The sequence below is a fragment of the Persicirhabdus sediminis genome, assembly GCF_016595495.1.
In the GTDB taxonomy this organism is placed as follows: Bacteria; Verrucomicrobiota; Verrucomicrobiia; order Verrucomicrobiales; family Akkermansiaceae; genus Persicirhabdus; species Persicirhabdus sediminis.
The window spans coordinates 115,421-134,907 of record NZ_JAENIM010000009.1; the positions used below are offsets into that span (position 1 = coordinate 115,421).

At 50.0% G+C, this 19,487-nt stretch carries 19 protein-coding genes; 9 read left to right on the forward strand and 10 right to left on the reverse strand.

Annotated features, from left to right (window positions below):
• Positions 1-165 precede the first annotated feature (165 nt).
• From JIN82_RS01655 to JIN82_RS01665, 3 genes are all read right to left on the reverse strand, one after another.
• Positions 166-2,298 (reverse strand): right-handed parallel beta-helix repeat-containing protein, encoded by a 2,133-nt coding sequence (locus JIN82_RS01655; protein ID WP_234041697.1) that lies wholly within the window; start codon positions 2,296-2,298, stop codon positions 166-168.
• A 154-nt stretch (positions 2,299-2,452) separates the two neighbouring features.
• Entirely contained in the window at positions 2,453-4,990 is a 2,538-nt protein-coding gene (gene hrpB, locus JIN82_RS01660; RefSeq protein WP_325099457.1) for an ATP-dependent helicase HrpB, read from the reverse strand.
• A gap of 78 nt (positions 4,991-5,068) precedes the next feature.
• Entirely contained in the window at positions 5,069-5,869 is an 801-nt protein-coding gene (locus JIN82_RS01665) for an HAD family hydrolase (RefSeq protein WP_200309895.1), read from the reverse strand.
• A gap of 135 nt (positions 5,870-6,004) precedes the next feature.
• Between JIN82_RS01665 and JIN82_RS01670 the strand changes: the two genes are divergently transcribed.
• Entirely contained in the window at positions 6,005-6,772 is a 768-nt protein-coding gene (locus JIN82_RS01670) for a VC0807 family protein (protein WP_200309896.1), read from the forward strand.
• A gap of 156 nt (positions 6,773-6,928) precedes the next feature.
• On the forward strand, positions 6,929-7,504 hold the full coding sequence (locus tag JIN82_RS01675) for a prepilin-type N-terminal cleavage/methylation domain-containing protein (RefSeq protein ID WP_200309897.1): 576 nt from the start codon (positions 6,929-6,931) through the stop codon (positions 7,502-7,504).
• 91 nt (positions 7,505-7,595) lie between these two features.
• On the opposite strand, the gene JIN82_RS01680 is transcribed toward JIN82_RS01675, so the two are convergent.
• The 5 genes from JIN82_RS01680 to JIN82_RS01700 form a co-directional block, all read right to left on the reverse strand.
• Positions 7,596-8,666 (reverse strand): endonuclease NucS domain-containing protein, encoded by a 1,071-nt coding sequence (locus JIN82_RS01680; RefSeq protein WP_200309898.1) that lies wholly within the window; start codon positions 8,664-8,666, stop codon positions 7,596-7,598.
• A gap of 225 nt (positions 8,667-8,891) precedes the next feature.
• Positions 8,892-9,410, reverse strand: coding sequence for a hypothetical protein (locus tag JIN82_RS01685; protein ID WP_200309899.1), 519 nt, complete (start codon positions 9,408-9,410; stop codon positions 8,892-8,894).
• On the reverse strand, positions 9,407-10,099 hold the full coding sequence (locus tag JIN82_RS01690) for a DUF3800 domain-containing protein (RefSeq protein WP_200309900.1): 693 nt from the start codon (positions 10,097-10,099) through the stop codon (positions 9,407-9,409). Before JIN82_RS01690 ends, JIN82_RS01685 begins: the two co-directional genes overlap by 4 nt.
• 130 nt (positions 10,100-10,229) lie before the next feature.
• A complete protein-coding gene (locus tag JIN82_RS01695) occupies positions 10,230-10,394 on the reverse strand; it encodes a hypothetical protein (protein WP_200309901.1) in 165 nt (54 codons plus the stop codon).
• 262 nt (positions 10,395-10,656) lie between these two features.
• Complete coding sequence (locus JIN82_RS01700) at positions 10,657-11,391, reverse strand: hypothetical protein (protein WP_234041698.1); 735 nt, start codon at positions 11,389-11,391, stop codon at positions 10,657-10,659.
• 295 nt (positions 11,392-11,686) lie between these two features.
• Here JIN82_RS01700 and JIN82_RS01705 point away from each other — a divergent pair, with 295 nt between their 5' ends.
• From JIN82_RS01705 to JIN82_RS01735, 7 genes are all read left to right on the forward strand, one after another.
• A complete protein-coding gene (locus tag JIN82_RS01705) occupies positions 11,687-12,544 on the forward strand; it encodes an ABC transporter ATP-binding protein (protein WP_200309903.1) in 858 nt (285 codons plus the stop codon).
• 1 nt (position 12,545) lies between these two features.
• A complete protein-coding gene (locus JIN82_RS01710) occupies positions 12,546-13,457 on the forward strand; it encodes an ABC transporter permease (RefSeq protein WP_200309904.1) in 912 nt (303 codons plus the stop codon).
• Between the two features lie 10 nt (positions 13,458-13,467).
• Positions 13,468-14,394 carry a hypothetical protein gene (locus JIN82_RS01715; protein WP_200309905.1) on the forward strand — a complete coding sequence of 309 codons (927 nt, stop codon included), beginning with the start codon at positions 13,468-13,470 and terminating at the stop codon, positions 14,392-14,394.
• A 123-nt stretch (positions 14,395-14,517) separates the two neighbouring features.
• The gene (locus JIN82_RS01720) at positions 14,518-15,240 is read left to right on the forward strand and encodes a metallophosphoesterase family protein (protein ID WP_200309906.1); all 723 of its coding nucleotides are present in this window, start codon (positions 14,518-14,520) and stop codon (positions 15,238-15,240) included.
• A 121-nt stretch (positions 15,241-15,361) separates the two neighbouring features.
• A complete protein-coding gene (locus tag JIN82_RS01725; protein WP_200309907.1) occupies positions 15,362-15,667 on the forward strand; it encodes a hypothetical protein in 306 nt (101 codons plus the stop codon).
• A 104-nt stretch (positions 15,668-15,771) separates the two neighbouring features.
• Complete coding sequence (dnaX, locus tag JIN82_RS01730; protein ID WP_200309908.1) at positions 15,772-17,628, forward strand: DNA polymerase III subunit gamma/tau; 1,857 nt, start codon at positions 15,772-15,774, stop codon at positions 17,626-17,628.
• A 10-nt stretch (positions 17,629-17,638) separates the two neighbouring features.
• A complete protein-coding gene (locus JIN82_RS01735; RefSeq protein WP_200309909.1) occupies positions 17,639-17,944 on the forward strand; it encodes a YbaB/EbfC family nucleoid-associated protein in 306 nt (101 codons plus the stop codon).
• Positions 17,945-18,000: 56 nt separating this feature from the next.
• Here the strand turns inward: JIN82_RS01735 and JIN82_RS01740 are convergent, their stop codons facing one another.
• A complete protein-coding gene (locus JIN82_RS01740) occupies positions 18,001-18,693 on the reverse strand; it encodes an HAD family hydrolase (RefSeq protein WP_200309910.1) in 693 nt (230 codons plus the stop codon).
• A 58-nt stretch (positions 18,694-18,751) separates the two neighbouring features.
• Positions 18,752-19,474: an SDR family NAD(P)-dependent oxidoreductase gene (locus JIN82_RS01745; RefSeq protein WP_200309911.1), complete on the reverse strand. Its 723-nt coding sequence runs from the start codon at positions 19,472-19,474 to the stop codon at positions 18,752-18,754.
• Positions 19,475-19,487 lie beyond the last annotated feature (13 nt).

Here is a 19,487-nt window from a genome sequence, read left to right on the forward strand (position 1 = left end):
CATCTACCAGCTAGAAATCACCCAATCTAGCCACTAGCTCTCGATAGCTAAACCAGCTAGAAATCACCCACTCTAGCCCCAAGCCCACACCAGCTAGAAGTTTACCCATTCCCCCATACGCAAAAAAGCCAGCTGGGTGGACCAGCTGGCTTTGATTAGAAATCGTTATTTCCCAACAGAATAAGGTGGCTGATGTGGCCACGGGCGCACCTGCTTGAGGATATGGCCACCGCGCATGTACCAGCTGCCGTCGTCGCGCATCATCTGCACCATCCACAAGTCGTAGTTATCAGAAACCTGCCAGCGGCTGATTTTACGTCTACCCAGCTGCAGGCTGTTGGAAATCCCCTGGTCACCAGCAAAGTGCAAGCGCTCAGCATCAAAACCTAACTTCGCCAAAATATCAGCTGGTTCGTCATCTGGAAATTCTTCGCAGAGCGGGTGGATTTTCTCATCCGCAGCTAGAGCTTCATCATCGGTATACAGTTTGATATCCGTGCGCGGCTCAGGCAGCAGATCATCACGTCGCTGACCTTCTGGAATCCATCGTTTCTCCCACTCAGCTTCTAGGCCAGCTAGACGCAGTGCTGGCTCATGGCCAGTTAGTCGGTCACGGCTAACATCAAAGAAGTTGCTATCGCCCCAGATCATCCATGCTTCTTTACTGCGGTTGAAGGCGACGTGGTTCACACACTCAAATGAGATATTGCCATCCACATCGTAGGCTTTACTGCCCTCATCAAAAAACACAGCTCTAGCAGCTGGCCAGTGATGAGTTGGCGCTTTGTGAATAGAATGCAGCACATTGTTATGAATCACAGTGCCGCGCTGGTAACCGAGCGTATAAATGGCGCCGCCGTCTTGCACTTCGCGCTGACCATCGTAAATATGGTTAGCGATCACGCGGAAATTTTCAATGCCTGTTGGAGTATCATCCCATCTCCAGCCGATGCTGATGCCGCTGTAGGGCATGTGAGCGATGGTATTGTGCTCGATGGTAGTATCTTTAGCAAAGATGCCATAAACACCAACTGCACCAAAGAACGTCACGCCACAGTCGTGGATGTAGCAGTTAGCCACGCGGTTGCCCACTGGCATTAGATCATTATCTTTTCTAATTCCAACAGTCACAGCATTGCCGCCAACGTCATGGAAATGGCTACCAACCACTTCGTTATCATTACTACCTTCTAGCACGTCTAAGGCACTTGCTCCCAGCTGGGAGAATTCACACCCTAACACACGGCTATTTTTCACATGGCGAAACTCCATAGCCGCTGGATAGCGAACGCGATCAAATCCTTTGCCATCAGATTCTCTTTTAATAATCAGCACATTACATGCCTGGCCACCTTCATAACCTTCAGGGTCGTAGGTGAATTTAGAATGGGCAAAACGAATATTTTCAAACCCCAAACCTACTACAGGAGCCTCCTCAGTACCGTCCAACCTAACGAGCTGCGGCAACATTGGAATCACCACATCAGCCTCAGCCATATTGACTCCTTCGTGCGGCCAGACTGTTAGCGTGCCAGTAGCTGGATCATAAAACCACTCACCTGCTTCATCTAAGAAACCGAGATCATTTTCAAAAAAGTAAACATCCCCCGGACGCATCTGTAAGTGACGCGTCACTGGCGCGTGTGGAGGTTTCAAAGTAACCACACTAGTCTCTGCATCCACCGAGGAAATCTGCTTGTGGCTCGTCGACCACACTTTAGAAGCACGCACACGGACGTGGTCTAAGTTTTCTAACTTCAACAGCGGAGCCACATCTTCTAGGGTCACCGTGTAAGTTTCAAAATCAGGTGATAGACCGCCCGCTTTGATATCGCGGTAGCGTTTATCCCCTTCTGATAAATTCGGCCAGCGCGCAATCGTCTGACGTTTACCATCCACCCACAGCGCGTTGCATTGGCCGTCAAGTGTCTCACGAATATCTTCTGGCAAAGTAGCCTGCCATGTTGGTGAATTCTCTACCTGCTTCCAGCCAGTAACCTGATAACCACCGCTCCACTCAGCCAGTCCACCAGCTGGGCCAGCGAAGCTCACACGGACATTTTCTCCACCGCTGTCTTGCGCATCAAAACTCAGTACCTCATCGAGCTGGTAGCGACCTTCGGCAAAATTGACCCGCAAGTGCAGATGTTCGTCTGCGCCAGCTTCGGCGACCAATGCACGAACGCGTTTGCGAGCTTCTGCCACACTGGCTAGTGGTGACGCTTGGCTGCCGTCAGCGGCATCGTTGCCAGTTGGCGATAGATAAATCGCCTGCTTCTGGTCCGCGGCTATCGCCATGCCGGCATAACCCATCGCACTGATTATAAATAAACTCGTGACTCGTTTCATAGTTGTATGGTGGAAACCCAAAGCTGTAACATAAACCCATTTACCGCTAGCGCAAAAATCCAACAACTTGCAGGAAAAATGAACGCTCAGAAGAAACGATCAACTAACGCCATTCGTGGCGTGGGTAGCGTCCAGCGAGGTCTTTTTTCATCTGCGGGTAGCCGGTTTTCCAGAAACCAGCTAGGTCTTTGGTGATCTGCCACGGTCGCTGGTTTGGCGCTAAAATATGCACCAATAAATCAACATTGCCGCCGGCAATCTGCGGCAAGCTGTCCACATCGTAGAGGTGCTGAAGGCGCAGCGCAATCCACGGTTCTTTACCCTCGGCATAATAAACTTTAGCTTTGCGGCCATTGGCTAGAACAACTTGCTCAGGAGCATAGGCAGCTAACACCTCGTGCTGAGCTGGCGACAGCCATTGGCGCAAAACCGGCATCACCTTGCGGCTCTTGATTTCTTTGTACGACTTAGCTCCCAAACAAAGCTCGGTAAATAGCACCTCTCTATCAGCTGAGGAAAACCCGGGCATTTCTAACTCAGGCATCCACTCACTCAAGTTCACCACACGCGCAATCCAGCGGTCGACGTCGCGATCCCAAAACTTGAGCACAAGTTCACCAGAAGCCACGCGCTCAGCTAACAACTCAGCAGCACGCTCAGCATCAGGTTCCCCGCCCACCTTTGAATCAATCACAATATCTCGCCAGCGCAGCTCATGGCGCTGCACCACGCGGCGCACTTGTTCATCGTAAATAGCTTCATTTAGCTCGCTGAGATGCACCTGATCAGCCCTGCCTATCAGCTCTTGTTTGTCTATCACCGTACAGCGTTTGAGATGTACCGTGATATCTTTGCCGCCAACTTCGGTTACTTCGGCAGCCACAAATAACTCACCGCCGCGAGCCACACTTTGTTTGTCTAGCTGGCCACGGCGCCCGCCTACCAATCGGCAAGCCAATGTTGAGCTGCCCATTTTTTGTCCCAGCCTATCAGCAAAGGGAACAAACATCGCGCTGGCTAGAGAGAATTGGTTCTCGTCAAAATTCACCTTCTTCCACGGCAAATTCAGCCGTCTGCACATCTGCTCAAGCTGGCGGAACGATTGGCCTAACTCACGTGCGCCACGAGCTGATAGACCTTTATTTCTGCAAGCTGATGGGTTCAGTCGGTTTTGGTTTTGCGTCCACTGGAAGGCGCGCCAGTAGGCGGCAAAATCACTAACATCACCGTCGTAAGTAAAGCTCTCCAAGGCATCGCCCTGCGGTAAAAATAAGCTCTCAGCTTGCTCAGCGGCAGCAACAAATGCAGCCTCTGCCACACAGCCATGCTGCGCGGCTGATAGAATCAGACAAGCATAACGTGGATGAATCGGCATGCGCATCATCCAGCTACCATCTTCGGTGAGCATTTCTAGCTCGTCGATGGCCCCTAGCTGGTGCAGCAGAGCCAATGACTTGCTGACAGTTTCCTCCTTCGGCGCGTCTAACCATCGGTAATCTGCAATTTCATCCACCCCCTGAGATTTCAGCCCAAGCAGAGCCTCGGTGATGTCCATGCGCTGGACTTCTGGGCTATCAAAATCGTCGCGCTTGGCATGTTCAGCTTGCGACCACAAACGCACACACAAACCTGGAGCGGTTCGCCCAGCGCGACCAGCACGTTGGTCAGCAGACGCTTTGGAAATCTTCCTAATTAACAAACTATCGAGTCCACGCGTCGAATCGTAAACGGCAATGCGCGCGAGCCCAGAATCTATCACCGCCGTAATGCCCTCGATGGTCAGTGAAGTCTCCGCCACGTTGGTTGAAACAATGATCTTTTTGCCGCTACCGTGAATCGCCAATTCTTGTTGGTCGATGGGTAAGTTAGAATACAGCGGGTAAACATGATAGCCTTTCGCCCAGCTAGCATTTTCTAGCAAGGTGATGGTTTTGCGAATCTCATAACCACCGGGCATAAATACCAACAAGTGGCCGTCAGTTTGCGCCACCAGCTCTTTGGCTGCATCGGCAGCTTGCTCCCAGACGGGTTTATTTCTGGCCACCTCGCGGGCGCCGCCAGCTGGCTGATAGGCAGCGCTGCGGTAGTGAATATCCACTGGGTAGCTACGCCCCATTGCCTCTAGCGATGCACATGGTGATAGATATTGCGCCAGCCCAGATTGCTCCAGCGTCGCCGACATCACTACCAGCTTCAGATGATTATTGCCGCCATCTTGTAAATCTAAACAACGCGCCAAACAAAGGTCGCTAGCCAGCCGACGTTCATGAAATTCATCAAATACCACACAGGCCACTCCAGCTAGATCTGGGTCGTCTTGAAGCATACGCTGCAGCAGACCATCAGTTAGAAATAATATCTTTGTCTGTTTATTGTACTTGGAATCAAAGCGCACCGCGTAGCCAACTTCCTCGCCAAGTTTGACACCTCGCAGTTTGGCCACCCAGGTGGCTAACATGCGCGCTGCAATCCGTCGTGGCTGGACAACCAAAATCATGCCCTCAGCCAGCTGGCTATCGAGAATCATCTGCGGCACACAGGTCGACTTACCCGAGCCCGTTGGGGCCTTGAGCAAGACACGGTTGCCACTGCGCAACGAGCTTTCCAGCTCAGATTTGATTTCTAGTACCGGTAAATCCACCGCCACATCACATCTGGCGCAGCTCACAACTGCAAGCCAATCTTTGCACGACGAACTAACACACCATGCAAATTTCTCCTAGCTGGAGAAATAATGTTCTAATGACTCGATGGCGCCACGGCTAGCTGGCTGGCTGGCAGTGTACCCCCCTAGTTTGTCGACCACTTGTTTGATTTCCTCAGCGGCATTGCTAGGGCATGCTAACATGCCGGCGACATTGAGATCCATCATGCCAAAATCATTATGGCCATCGCCAATGGTGAAGCGGTTTTGCGCCTCCACGCCTAACATCCCGCCCACCTCAGCTAGCGAGCTGCCTTTATTATAATGTTTATGGCTAAATCTCAGGTAGATGGAATTGCGTTCGTAGCTGAGATTCGGGTGGCGGTTAGCCTGGCGCGCGATCTGCTCGACGATGCGATCCATTTCCTCATGTGAGCTAGCCACCACTCCGGCTGGTTCTTCTTTGTCGGCAGCCCACTCGGCCTCGGTATTCTCTTTGACCCAGCGCTGCATTTCTTTGAGCAATCGGCGCGATCGCCAGAATAACCAGCGGTGATCGCGGTCGCATTTGCGGTTCCATTTCTTAGCTGGCTGCCAGCGACCAATGCCAGCTGGCATGAAAATCTCGCGCTCGCGGGCGATGACAAAATCGGGCAGAAATGGGAATTTGCCTTCATTAAACCCCTGCACCATCTGAAAAAGTGACCGCCCAGTATTGATTCCCCACAGTGCTCCGCGCTCGCTACGCAGCGACTCTATCAGCTCAAAAAATGCGGGTTCCACGGCGGGATTACTAGCTGGATCATGCAGCGTGCCGTCAAAATCAAAAGAAAGGAGGTAGCGTGCTTGTCCTGGCTGCGGTAATGAATTTCTCATAGTCTGCGAAAATCTAATGGCTGACGCGACGAGACTAGCCCAGCTCAGCGGTCACGCAAGGATCGATACAGCCAGCTGGCAAGATGGCTAAAAAATTGCTGTTCATCTCGCCAAGATGGTCTATTTTGCCGCCAAATGAGCGAAAAATCGACAAAGCAACAAGAGAACCCATTGGCCAACATCATGTGGAATGTGCTCATTCCCGTCGTCGCGCTAAGTTTTCTAAGCAAAGGCGACAATAACCCGCTCGAGCAAGCCGCCAACGAGAAGCTGTGGCACATTGGTCCCGTATGGGGCATGATCCTCGCCGTCAGCCTACCAGTGATCTACGGCATCCACTTTTTCATCAAAAACAAAAAGGCCAACTTCTTCTCCATCCTCGGCATCATCAGCATCCTGCTCACTGGTGGCATCGCCCTGATGACTTTCCAGAAAGATGGCACCGTGCAGGATCACGCACCATTCTGGTTTGCCCTCAAGGAGGCCGCCGTGCCAATGATCTTTGGCATCACCATTCTGGTTTCGCATTGGACCAAAACACCGCTAGTTCGAGTCTTCCTCTACAACCCTGATTTTTTCAACATCCCGAAGATCGAAAAAACCGTGCGCGCTAAAGGAGCTGACAGCGAATATAACAAACTCATCTTCACTGGCACCCTGCTGCTTTCCGGCTCATTTTTCATCAGCTCAGCGATGAACTACTTCCTCGCCATGTACCTGCTCAACGGCAATACCGGCAGCCAGGAAGTCTTCAACGAAGCCGTTGGCAAACTCACCGCTTGGGGATTTGCCGTGATTGGTCTGCCAATGATGGTCATCCTCATGATCACCATGTGGAAGCTCGTTTCTGGCCTGCAGCGTATGACTGGCATGGATAACGAAGAAATCCTCCTGCCACGCTAATTCACACCCGTGAATTCATTTTCAAGCACTTAAAATCTGCCCGTCAGCTCGTATTTCTAGCTGGCCAGATGCCAACAGGCGGCAGAGTTTTAGCAGAAATATATGATTGCCCCAGCAGCCTCGCCGGCTAGTGTGAGCTAATCTTTATTTATCTTTATGAAAATAAACGCATACACACCATCAAAGTCGGCACGCGGATTCACCCTCATGGAGATCATGGTTGTCATCGCCATCATCTTAGCTCTAGCAGCCCTCGGCGTCGGTGGCTTCACCGCCGTGAATGAAAAAGTTCGCCGCGATAGCGCAAAGCTGCAGATCCGCTCCATGTCAGCAGCTCTAGAAACCTACAAAAATGAACAAGGTGACTACCCAATAGGCAACGGCAACGCCGGCAGCTCCAGCGAAGTCTACTCCGCTCTATTTGGTGACTACAACTTCGACGGTACCACCGACGATGGCGAAGTCGTTTACCTCGCCACTCTCGACCCTAACGCCGCGCTGAAAAGCCGTATCGCATTCTCATCTAGCAACTCATACATCCTCGTCGATCCATGGAGAGACGTTTCTGAGCCTAGTAAAAACGAATACCGCTACTACCGCAGCGAGCAAGAAAGCGATCCTAGCCAAATGAACCCAGACTTCGACCTCTGGTCAAATGGCCCTGACGGTGAAGGTGGCCCTAACGGCACCGAAGCACAGCGCCGCGACGATATCACTAACTGGGACTACTAATACTCAGCTTACCCATTTTCCCAACCTGCTCCAGCTCACTGGCGCAGGTTTTTTTATGCCTGCGAAATGCCAGCTAGCTGGAGGTCTGCATCTAGCAGTCTATCGAAAAATGCTTTTTAAGTTTCTTCACCGTGTGAGCCCAGCGTGCCGCAGTCGGTTTACACACTGTGTTTTGGTTGCCAAAAAATCCAGTTTCTCGGTAAGCTTCATGGTTAGGAACCGTCATTAGCCAGTTCACCGCCACAAAGTACTCAGCCTTTTTGGCGTCATCGTCATATTCGCGGTGATAGTCACCTTTGCTCAGAAAACTACGCTGTCCAAACTCGCTAGCGACGACTGCGGGTGCTGTCACCTCGCCCACGCCAACAAATCCACATTTAGGAATATTCACCCAGATGCGATCCCCTGCTGCGAGTTGTTTCAAAGTTTTTGAATACCAATCACCGCCGCCAGCGCTGACAAATCCATATTCAACTGCCTCCGCCCAGCTGCGTCGATCACTCTCGCCAAAGGAAACATAATATTCCCCATTCCATGGTTCACGCGCCCCACTAGTTGCATTTTTGGCGTTGATGCTTGTTTCCACAGGATCAGCCAGCCAAGTACGACTGAGCAGTCGCTCATTCCGGTGCTGGAATACCTCAAAAAATAAGACGTTGATGGCGACGTCCAGCTCGTTGAGGTAATTGACTATTCGCTCGGTACTAGCATCGAGCTTCGAGGCAACGACTACTATCTGATGGCTACTATTCAGATCTTCTTCATTCAGCTTGCCGCCAAAGAAATTCTCGAAGCAGAGGTCGAGGCTCTCAGCTGAGTGATTCAGCCTTTCTCTACAGTGATCATAAATCTCGGCAATGTCATTAGATTCAAGTGTCTTGATCCATGACGCGTAGTCCAATGCCTGAGCAACGACATCGCGTGGTGTCTTGTCCTTTTTTAGCTCAATCACCACAAGATTGCCCTCAGCATCAATCGCCAGCAGATCGATAAATCCCCCATGTGTCGTTTGCACTTGCTGACCAATCAGCAACCAGTGATCAGAGAGAATCGACGGCTCCTGCACAATCATTCCCTCCAGCTGCGCCTCTGAATCCAGCGCTGTTGATTGAAGACGCTTGGGCTGCTCAGAGACATTCCAGAGAGTATTGGTGATAGGCATATGATCGTTAATTAGCTAGAAGTTATCAGTAGCTGCTTGGAGCGTTAAGAAAGGTATTAAGAAAACGAAATATAAATAATCCTGTTTACAATTCGGGGTTTTGGGTACAAGTTCCTATTAATGCCGCAAGGCAGATCTTCCTAGCCTTATGGCTCAGGATTCGGTTTTTTCCTCGTTCGCCCGATAAGTAACGGGGATTTTTTGTGCCTATAAGTAATGGTGCCATCACGTATTTGACCAAATTTTCTTTGCATTTTTGAGATAATGCGAGAGCTGCTGCCGGCTGACGCAGTAAGCGGTGGAAAATTTGAACCCTCCACTTCTTAAAGGTTCCAGCCAAATAATATAGCCTTGCGCCCATGATACATATGCTCGCTTCCCGGGAAAAGGGCGACTGCCTTCTTCGGGCACGCGGAGAGGAACTTCCCAGCATTCGGTTTTCAGCCCTCTGCCCTCTATAATAATTTTGATCCAATCGATTCGCTCGACACGCTTGCGGTCGACTTTATTTTTACTGAATTCAGAACGCTTTCTATCCTTTGATGTATTGAAGGCATGATGGTACCGATCTTCAAAAAAACGCACGGATAAGCCGTCATGAGAAGTAATGTCACCTGACCGCCGGCCTGACTCAAGGTAATCTTCTTTATAGATCCGCAGCCCCTCATCATAGACCTGCTCATCAGAGTAAGCTGAAAAGTCGAAGATTCCATGAGCTTTCAAAGATACGCTGCCTTGCTTCATCTCAACTGGATCTTGAAAAGATTTAATTTTGAAAGCGCTGGTGAGCTATCAGTACTAGTGAGGCTGTAGCCACGTTTCTCTTCGATGTATTGAATTAGGTCAGCTTTGGGTGAGTCTGACTGGACGCCTGACCATTTGGCAGCCGTTGCCCCAGTAAGAAGGTCTGCAATTTGGGCTAGCGGGCTGTCCTGCGAGTTAATTACATTCAGGCTTTTGAGCTTAGATCCATGTGCAAGTTTGGCGTCGATACAGCGCTTCAGAACCTTGTATCGATCAAACACCTTGTTTTTTTTGAAATCCAGTAACACGGAATGCTCGCCAGGCAGCTCCAACCACTTGATCAACATCTCGTAATAGAATTTATAAAAACCAAGCTCATCATCGCCACCTTGAAACTCGTCGTATTTGATTTGCTTCTTATCGATAATGATGCAACGAAAATGGATTGGATTTTCGAAGTAGTAATCGATCAATGCCTTATAAGAGCCTAGCATCAACCTACTGGTCTTTGACCATTTAACCTCCGCCCCTATTGAATGTTCAGAGTAGAGGGCTCTGAGGCCTTTTAGGAGTTTACTTTTCTGGGCTGTAGGTACCCAGATACCGCCGATTGTCATATAACCATCAGATGAACCGCTGTCATGACGGCTCTCATCGCAGTAGATAGTGTAGTTCAAAGGTGTGGCCATGATAGATCAGATGGTAGCTTTCTCGACGATGGTGTCGGTGAGGGTTCCTTGGGTGGTTTGGGCGGATTGCAGTTTGGCTTTGAGGCTGTCGCAGAGAGTAATAGGCTAGTCACCTTGTCTAAACGCTGCACTATTGGCGCTCAGAGGATTTAATTACCATTCGGTTACGTGTTGTAAATGTGACTTCACGGCGAATTTGCGTCATCTCATCCCAAGCAGCGTCGAGAATTGCAGGGGTGATAAATTTAGCGTCAATGTCTGACTCACTGAGTTCTAACTTATCTTTCTTGTCCATTATTGAGAGTTTCTGGGAGTTCACTGTTTTCAGCTAACACCGATAAAGCATTACTAATGAAAATCGATAGTAAAATAAGGAAATCTAATGAAATCACAGAGCTAGCAGGCTAACTAGCTAGACACAAAAAATGGCAGCCCACACACACGGGCTGCCATTTTATAATCTTCATGAAGGCTTCGGTTTATAACATACACACATACATACCGATCGTTACCAGTCGCCTTCATGAAAGAAATCAACTTTCAACGAGCTAAGCGGATCACGATCCGAGGCTCTTGAGCGCGTATTTGAATACGTCGCGCACATCGGCGTGGAGTTTTTCTAACTCGCTGGTAGAAACATTGCCGTCGCTCTTGGCGCCTTTTTCTTTGCCTTCTAATGAATCGAGCTTGCGACGTAGGCTAGATGACTGTCCTGCGCTGAGCTTGTTGGTATCAACGCCAAGGCGGTTGAGCTCTTCTAGGCGTGATTGCATTCTGTTGAGACGTGGTGTTAGCATCTCGGCGGCGACGTCATTTTTACGAGCCTTTTTGATTTTCCCTCTGAGGTCTGAGATATTGCCGCTAACGGTATCTACTTGGTCTGCGCTGAGAGCAGCGGCGCCACCACGCATTTCTTTGGCATTTTCGCCGATAGCTAACAACTCGGCTACAAACTCGCGACCTTCTTCCTCGGTAATGCGATCGTCAGCTAGTGATCGCTGAATGCTCTCGTAGGTTTCTTTGTGCTGGAATCTGATGTTTTTGTTAGCATCGACATAGTAGCGCATGCCGCCAGCAGTCTGTTTTTGATAAGCGGCAAATTGATCACGCAGGGCGCCTAGCTCATCAGGGTTCATGCCAGCAATGCTTTTGCCTGGTCCATCGCCGCGGCCTTTAGGTCCGTGAGGTCCGCGCTTGCCTTTGGCATCAAGATCGCCAATTCCAACAACAGCCACTGCGACTGCTAGTGAAAGGTTACGAGTGAGTTGTATCCATGGTTTTGTATTTTTCATTGTTTGCATATTGTTTGATTTTGTACATTGGATGCAACACGGCGAGTTTGCATGAGTTGTAAAAAATCTCTCCGCAATAGCCAATCCAGCTAACAAACTGGCATACAGATTCGGCTGCAAATCCCTGCAAATAAAACGATCGCGGCGGTTGACGAAAATTGAAAAATAATTTCGAAAAAACTCATCAGCGAGCATTCTAGCAGGCAAAAAAACACATGCATGAGGCGGCTGAAAAATGCTGATATCAAGTTGCCATGCAGTGAGATCTGACTATCTTGCAGCCAGTATATTTATTATGGCCAAAGAATACGCCGTTGAGATCCGCAATTTGATCAAAGAATTTCCATCGCCCTTCCGCCGCAAGAAACATCGCGCTGTGGACCAGGTCTCGCTGACTATTGAGCCGGGAGAAGTCTATGGGCTGATTGGTCCCAATGGATCGGGTAAGTCGACGACGATGAAGGCATTGCTTGGCCTGCTCGCACCTACTGAGGGTGAATGTTTCATCTACGGGCGCAATTCGCTGAAGGTTGATTCCCGGCAAAACATCGGGTTTCTACCAGAAAATCCATATTTCTACAAACACCTCAGCGGTGAGGAAACGCTAGATTTCTATGGCAAACTGTGTGGCATGAGAGGAAAAATGCTGCGCAATCGTGTCGCTGAGTTGCTAGAACTAGTCTCACTAACCGACGCCAAAGACCGCCAGCTAGGCGGCTACTCCAAGGGCATGCTACAGCGCATTGGTCTGGCACAAGCGATGATCCAGCATCCAAAACTGCTCGTGCTCGATGAACCAACAGCTGGCGTGGATCCGATTGGTTCACGGCAAATCCGCGACTTAATTCTCCAGCTCAAACAACAAGGCATCACGGTATTTCTTTGCTCACACTTGCTAGAGCAGGTGCAAGATGTCTGTGATAAGGTGGGCATTATTTTCCAAGGGAAAATGATCCGCGATGGTAGGCTGGACGAGCTGATCAGCATGAAAGGGCAAAAAGAACTCATCATGTCTGGCGTGTCTGATGAACTGCTAGAACGCATAGAAAAAATGATAGCTGATGACCCACAAGCCAAGCTGCTGCAAGCTGGCAGCCCACGCACCACTCTCGAAAGACTATTCCTCAGTGAAGTAGAAAAAGCGACTGACTAAGATGTTTACTAACTATTTTTTCTCCTCAGCTAGAATTGGCATCATCGCCAAGCATACGTTCACGCAGCTCTCGCGCATGAAGGTATTTTATTTTCTAGTAGCCTTTGCCCTGCTTATTGTTGGGGCTAGTTTTTTTGAAATGCCGGGTGGCCGCATCGCCTCAGATTCAGCCGAGCAAGACTTGCGCATGGTGAAGAGCACGGCGATGGGAGCTATGAGTTTGTTCTCGGTGATCTTTGCCATCGCGGCTACGGCTCTGCTGCTGCCTAAAGACGTCGAAGACCGCACGCTGTATACTATTCTTTGCAAACCAGTACCGCGCATCGACTACCTGCTAGGAAAACTGCTAGGTGTGCTGGCGCTGATTTTTCTCTCCATTGCGCTGATGGATATTTTGCTCACGGGGATTTTGTATTTCCGCACCGAGTCTATCATCAGCTCGGAGCTCGCTAATGCGGCGGCAGCTGGATTTTCTAGCGAACAAGTTGCCTATTACGAAAGCATCATCCGCCAGCAAGGTCCGACTTGGGATTTGCAATTTGGCGTTCTAGCTATCTTTCTGAAAGCAGCTGTGATTGCTTCTATCGCCTTGTTAGTATCCTCCTTTTCCACCTCCACACTATTCACCATCGCCATCTCGGTACTGGTTTACTTTATTGGCCACTTCACCGCTGATGCTCGGGATTACTGGCTGTACATGATGGGTGATGATTTCAGCATGATGAGCAAGTGGATGAGCCAGCTAGCGGTGCTCATTTTTCCAGACTTCCAGCTATACAACATCATCGACCACAGCATTGAGGGGAAAAATATCCCCGCTAATGTGATTGGTAGACTGTCATTGCTCACGGTATTTTATTGCGGTATCTACAGCATCTTAGCGTGGTTCTGCTTCCGCAAAAAAGAATTCTAAGGCTCAGAGCATGCTTAAAAACTTCATCATCTGCCTAACGATCCTGTTGCTCTTTGGTTTTGCCAGAGTGCCATTTGAGGCGTCCCTAACTGAGGATATGCGTGAGCAGAATATCCTCCCCGAAAAAGTGGACCAGCTAACACGCGAGAAACTTGGCCAAACTGGCGCCGCCGTCACTCTGGGTGGCATGCGTTCGTTAGTAGCCAGCTTGCTCAACCTGCGTGCCTTTGTGGAAGGTGAAAAAGCTGAGTGGCAAAAGCTAGAAGACACCTACGAGCTGGTGACCACCTTGCAGCCACATACGATCATTTACTGGGACCTCGGCGGCTGGCAACTCGCCTACAATGCTGCGGCCAATGTGTCGCTGAATGCCGAGCTACCAGAATTTGAGAGAGAGAGACAAGCAAACCTCTACATCGAAAAAGGAGACGCCTTTTTGCGAAAAGGCTCCAAGCTCAACCCCGATGACTGGAAACTCGATAGAGAACTCGCTCGTCTTTGGTCGAACCCGTACAAAAAACCTGACCCTCGCCGAGCAATAAAACATTTAGACGACGCAATCGACTCTCCGGAGATCATTAAAAACGATAGAGACATCCTGCGACGGGCAAAATTTCGCGAATTGGCCAAGCAACCACTGCAGGCCAGAGCGGCATTTGATTTTGGCCGCGAGCTGTTTGAGGAATCCGCACACCACCGCACTCCTGCCCTGTGCGCCACATTGTTCGCTCTGCAAAATGAACTGAGTCTAAACGAGTCAGAACAAATCCCATTTGCTGTTTTGTTCTCCAGCCCGGTCACCGCATGGCAGCATTTGAGTAACTATTTCAACTCACAAGTCCCGCAGAAATTACCCGCTGCTGGCGTGGTTAACAAAATTCGCCAGCTAGAAAATCAGCTAGAAATTCCGCGCAATCAGAGCATGATCAACCCGTAGTTTTTCATGTAATAAAATAAAAATTGATCGATTTTGTAAGATTGAACACTTTTTTTGCTTTTACTTTATAAGACATCACGGCATGTCTTTTTACCAACAACTTTACCTCGTACTTACTCTCCAATGAGAATCGCAATTTTCGGTGACATCCACGCAAACTTAGAAGGCCTTGAAGCCGTTTTGGCTGACGCCAAAGAACAGGGCTGCGACAGCCACATCTGCATGGGTGACGTCGTTGGCTACAACGCAAACCCAGCTGAGTGTCTTGAGATCGTTCGTGACTTGAACTGCCCAGTGGTAAAAGGCAACCACGACCTCGACTGCGGATTTGATACCTCACTTGAGATGATGAACCCAGTGGCCGCTGAAGCACTTCAGTGGACTCGTGAGCAGCTCGCCCCAGACCAACGTCAGTGGCTAGCGCGCCTGCGCATGGTTCGCCAAGTGCACGATTTCACTATCGTTCACTCAACTCTGGATCAGCCAAATTCTTGGAACTACGTCACCAACCGCTTTGACGCGATGGCGAACTTTTTCTACCAAGTCACGCCAGTTTGCTTCTACGGTCACACCCACGTCCCACGTGTATTCGCCCGTACTAACAACGTGCTCGAAGTTCCAGCTGAGGAAGTGGAGATCGAGCCTAATGTAAAATATTTCATCAATACCGGATCAGTGGGTCAGCCACGTGACGGTGACTGGCGTGCGTCCTACTGCATCTATGACATGGACGCCAAGCGCGTGATCTTCCGCCGACTCGAGTACGATCTCGAAGCCGCGCAGAAGAAAATCATCGCCGCCGGCCTGCCAGAGATGCTCGCCGAGCGTCTAGCATTTGGTCGTTAATCAGCCAAAGCTAACCATTTCCGCTGAGCTAGTTATCTAGCTCAGCATTTTTTTGTGTAAAAATCCAGTCATAGGTGAATTGATGATCGCCATGGCCGCAGAAATTTTCTAATCCTTGGGCATGCTTAAAACTATCGTATCCATGATAGCGACCGCCGCCACCTGCGCGGTGCTCATTCCATCATGCGCGCCTACCAATGCCAGCTCGCCCCAAGCAGCTTATGCCGACGCCGATAAATACCCACTCGCGGTGAAATACGGTGACCCGAAAAAGCAACAAGTCATCAGCCCATTCCGTCCTCATAACTTAGTTGACGTTAGCGGCATGAAAAGTGGCCAGCTCGCCCGCGACCCAGCCACCGCCAGCGTGGATGCAAAAACCGGCAAGCCGGATATCAATACGGCAAAAATCTTCCGTATCCCATAATATCCAGCTAGATTTTTCACGAGTTCAGTCAATGACCGCCGATGCGGTCATTTTTTTTCATTTCGCTATTTTCAAATCGACCAGCTCATCTAGATTCCTTGTCTATGAGCTATCAGGTTTTTGCCAGAAAATATCGGCCACGCACATTCAAAGACGTTCTTGGTCAAGATCACGTCGTGCAGACGCTGCGCAATGCGATCGAAAAGCAGCGCCTTGCTCATGCCTATTTGTTTGTTGGCCCGCGTGGCACCGGCAAAACAACCACTGCGCGAATTCTAGCCAAAGCACTCAACTGCCCAGATGGCCCGAGTGTTGACTTTGACCCTGACGCCATCATCTGTGAGGAAATTGCTAACGGCACATCGCTCGACGTGCTAGAAATTGATGGTGCCTCCAACAATGGCGTCGAACAAGTGCGCGAATTGCGTGACGATGTGCGCTTTGCTCCGTCACAGGGGAAATTCAAAATTTACTACATCGATGAGGTGCACATGCTTTCAACAGCGGCATTCAATGCCCTGCTGAAAACTTTGGAAGAACCGCCAGAATACGTCAAATTCATCTTTGCCACCACTGAGCCTAACAAGATCCTACCAACTATCATTTCGCGCTGTCAGCGATTTGACCTGCGCCCAATCCCCACCGACATCATCGCCAACCATCTCAGCTACATCGCTACTGAAGAAGGGGTGAAACTAGATCAAGCTGCGGCCTGGGCCATCGCTAAGGGAGCAGACGGCGGCATGCGCGACGCGCAATCCATGCTCGACCAGTTAGTAGCCTTCTGTGGGGAGCAAATCACCGAGACTAACGTGCTCGATATCTTTGGTTTTACCTCACGCGAGACAGTGGCTGCCATTTCCACCGCCATTCTCAAAAAAGATACCGCCAAAGCGCTAGAGCTCGTTCACCAGCAATCACGCGGAGGCAAAGACCTCAGCCAGTTGCTAGCCGAGCTCATCAACTGCTTGCGAGCATTGCTGGTTGGCAAACTCGACCCATCAGCTAACAACGATGGATTTTCCGTCGAACTCTGGCAACAACTCACCGAGAGCGCTGGGCCACTCACCCCTGACCGCCTACTATCATTGATAGATATTCTCGCGGATACAGAAGGGAAAATGAAATGGGCGAGTAACAAACGCCTACACTTCGAGCTCGGTCTAATCAAAGCTATCCAATCACTCAGCGAGCTCAGCATCTCAGATGTAGTCAAAGCGCTCGGTGGTGCGGGGCCGCTAGATAACATTAACGAGCTCACCGCACAAGCAGCGCCAGTAGCTAACACTAGCCAGCCAGCAGCAGCTCCAGCTAGCCAGCCAGCAGCTCAACAAGTTCAAACACCAGCTGCAGAACCAACTGCAGCCAGCCAAGCACCAGCTGAAACACCAGCTGAAACACCGGCCCCAACAGCCGCAGCAACACAGCCAGCACCTGCTCCGCAAGCGCCAGCAGAACCGACTCCAGAACCAGAACCTTCATTTGATTCAGCGGCCACTCTGACTAACACTGAGACAACGCCGCCAGAAGTCACCCCAGCTCCTCCAGTAACAGAAACGCCAGCTGAGCCTGTTGTGGAAACTCCCGCAGCACCAACAGCTGAACCAGCCGTAACAGCCGAGGCCCCTCTCTTCTCAGATGCTCAAGACGGTGATGCTGATTCATTAGGCCTGCGGATCGAAGAACCACCTGCCGCCGCTCCTGCTAGAAGACCAGCTAGCCAGCCAACCGCTGATTTCACCGACATGCTCAGTGGCCTCATCGAAGATGCGCCAGAAGAACCTGAACGTCCACCTGAGCCGGAAAAACCAAAAGCGCCACCAAAACAAGAAGTCGCCGCTGAGCCAGAACCGGAAACCAATGACAAAAACCCGCAGCTGGACGAAAGCTTTTACGATGACCCGCTAGTGAAAAAAGCACTAGAAATCTTCGAAGCCAAATTTGTTGAAACTCAAAACTAACTAATCACATATGGACCTACAAAAACTCATGGCACAAGCCCAGCAAATGCAAGCTGGTGTGCAACAAGCGCAAGAAGAACTCGCCCAGAAAACCGTTGAAACATCGGTAGGCGGCGGCAAAGTTACTGTCACCGCTACTGGTGCAGGTGACGTTCAGTCTATCAAAATTGACCCTAGCATCGTCGACGCTGAAGATGTTGATTTCCTAGAAGGCCTGGTACTCAAAGGTGTTCAAGAAGCCATCGCCAAAGGCAAAGACATGGCCGCTCAGGAAATGCAGAAGCTCACTGGAGGATTAAATATCCCAGGGCTATAAGCTCGCGATACAAACCTAACTTTATCAAAGCCCATCGCTCATTGCGGTGGGCTTTTTTATTTCAAAATATCTAGCAACTGATCGACTCGATCAATTTCGATGAACTTGTCAAACGCACCCGCGCCGTCGACTCGTTCGTGCGCCCAGCTCGTTTCATTTGGCAGATAGACAGCATGGCCGCCGAGTTGCAAAACTGGCAGGACATCTGATTTTAACGAGTTCCCCACCATCAACAACTCAGCTGGCTGAATATCTAGGTGCTGGATCAGCTTACAATATTCGTGCTCGTTTTTATCCGATACAATCTCGATGTGGTGGAAGTATTTCTCTAATCCCGAATCAGCCAGCTTGCGCTCTTGATCTTGTAAATCACCCTTGGTGACCACCACCAAACGATACGATTTTTGTAACTCTGCTAGAACGATTTCAATCTCACCAATCAACTCAACTGGATGCTCTAGCATCCATCTACCATAACTCAAAATTTCGCTGATAGACTCGTTATCAATCTGGCCAGCAGTCAGCTCTATCGCCGCTTCTACCATGGACAAGATGTAACTTTTCACCCCATATCCATAAAGCGGAATATTGCCAACTTCGATCTCAAACAGCCGCTTTTTCACGACTTCGTCAGCAAGCGGCAATCCTAGCAAATCACAGAATCGTTGTTCCACAGCATGGAAATACGGTTCATTCACCCACAAGGTATCGTCGGCATCAAAGGCGATGACTTTCAGACCATCAATCATGGTGCAAATACAAACACAGGCAGGTGGATTAGACAGCTAAAATCTAGCTGGCGCTAACTCAAACACACAAGGTCGAGCGCCCACCATCCACAGCAAAACATTGTCCTGTAATCCAGCTAGAGTCTTGACTGATCAGGTAGGCCACCATCTTAGCAATGTCATCACTAGTTCCCAGACGCTTCATCGGGTGCATCTTAGCTAGAGACTCAGCCATTTTTTCATTAGTGAGCAATGGTTCAGCTAGAGGCGTCGCCGTCAGTGATGGAGCAATCGCATTCACCCTAACGACAGGTGCTAATTCAGCGGCGAGAGATAACATCAAGCCATTCACCGCAGATTTAGCCATACCTATCGAGCTATGCATATTGAATCCACTGCTGGCTGCCACGCTGGAAAATAGAACTACCGAAGCCGTACCCGTCGCCATTTTCAAAGAAGGCAAACTCGCTTGCACCGCGAGCGCAGCTCCCAGAGCATTGAGGGAAAAATCATCTAGCATCTGCTGACGAGTCAATCTAGCTAGCGGTGCTAGCCGAATCGACCCGACTGAATAAACTAAGCCTGCTAGCTGGCCGCTGGTTTCATCCGCCACTCTAGCAAATGTCTCATCGTCCATCACATCACCAACAGTGTAGCTAGCCCCGATCTCAGCAGCCTTAGCCTGTAGTCTAGCCTCGTCTCTAGCAACTAGATGGAGCTGGTAACCTTGCTGGTGTAACAACTGCGCACTTGCCCAGCCAATGCCGCTGGAGCCACCGTAAATCAATACTTTACTAAGCATCCCCCAATATAGG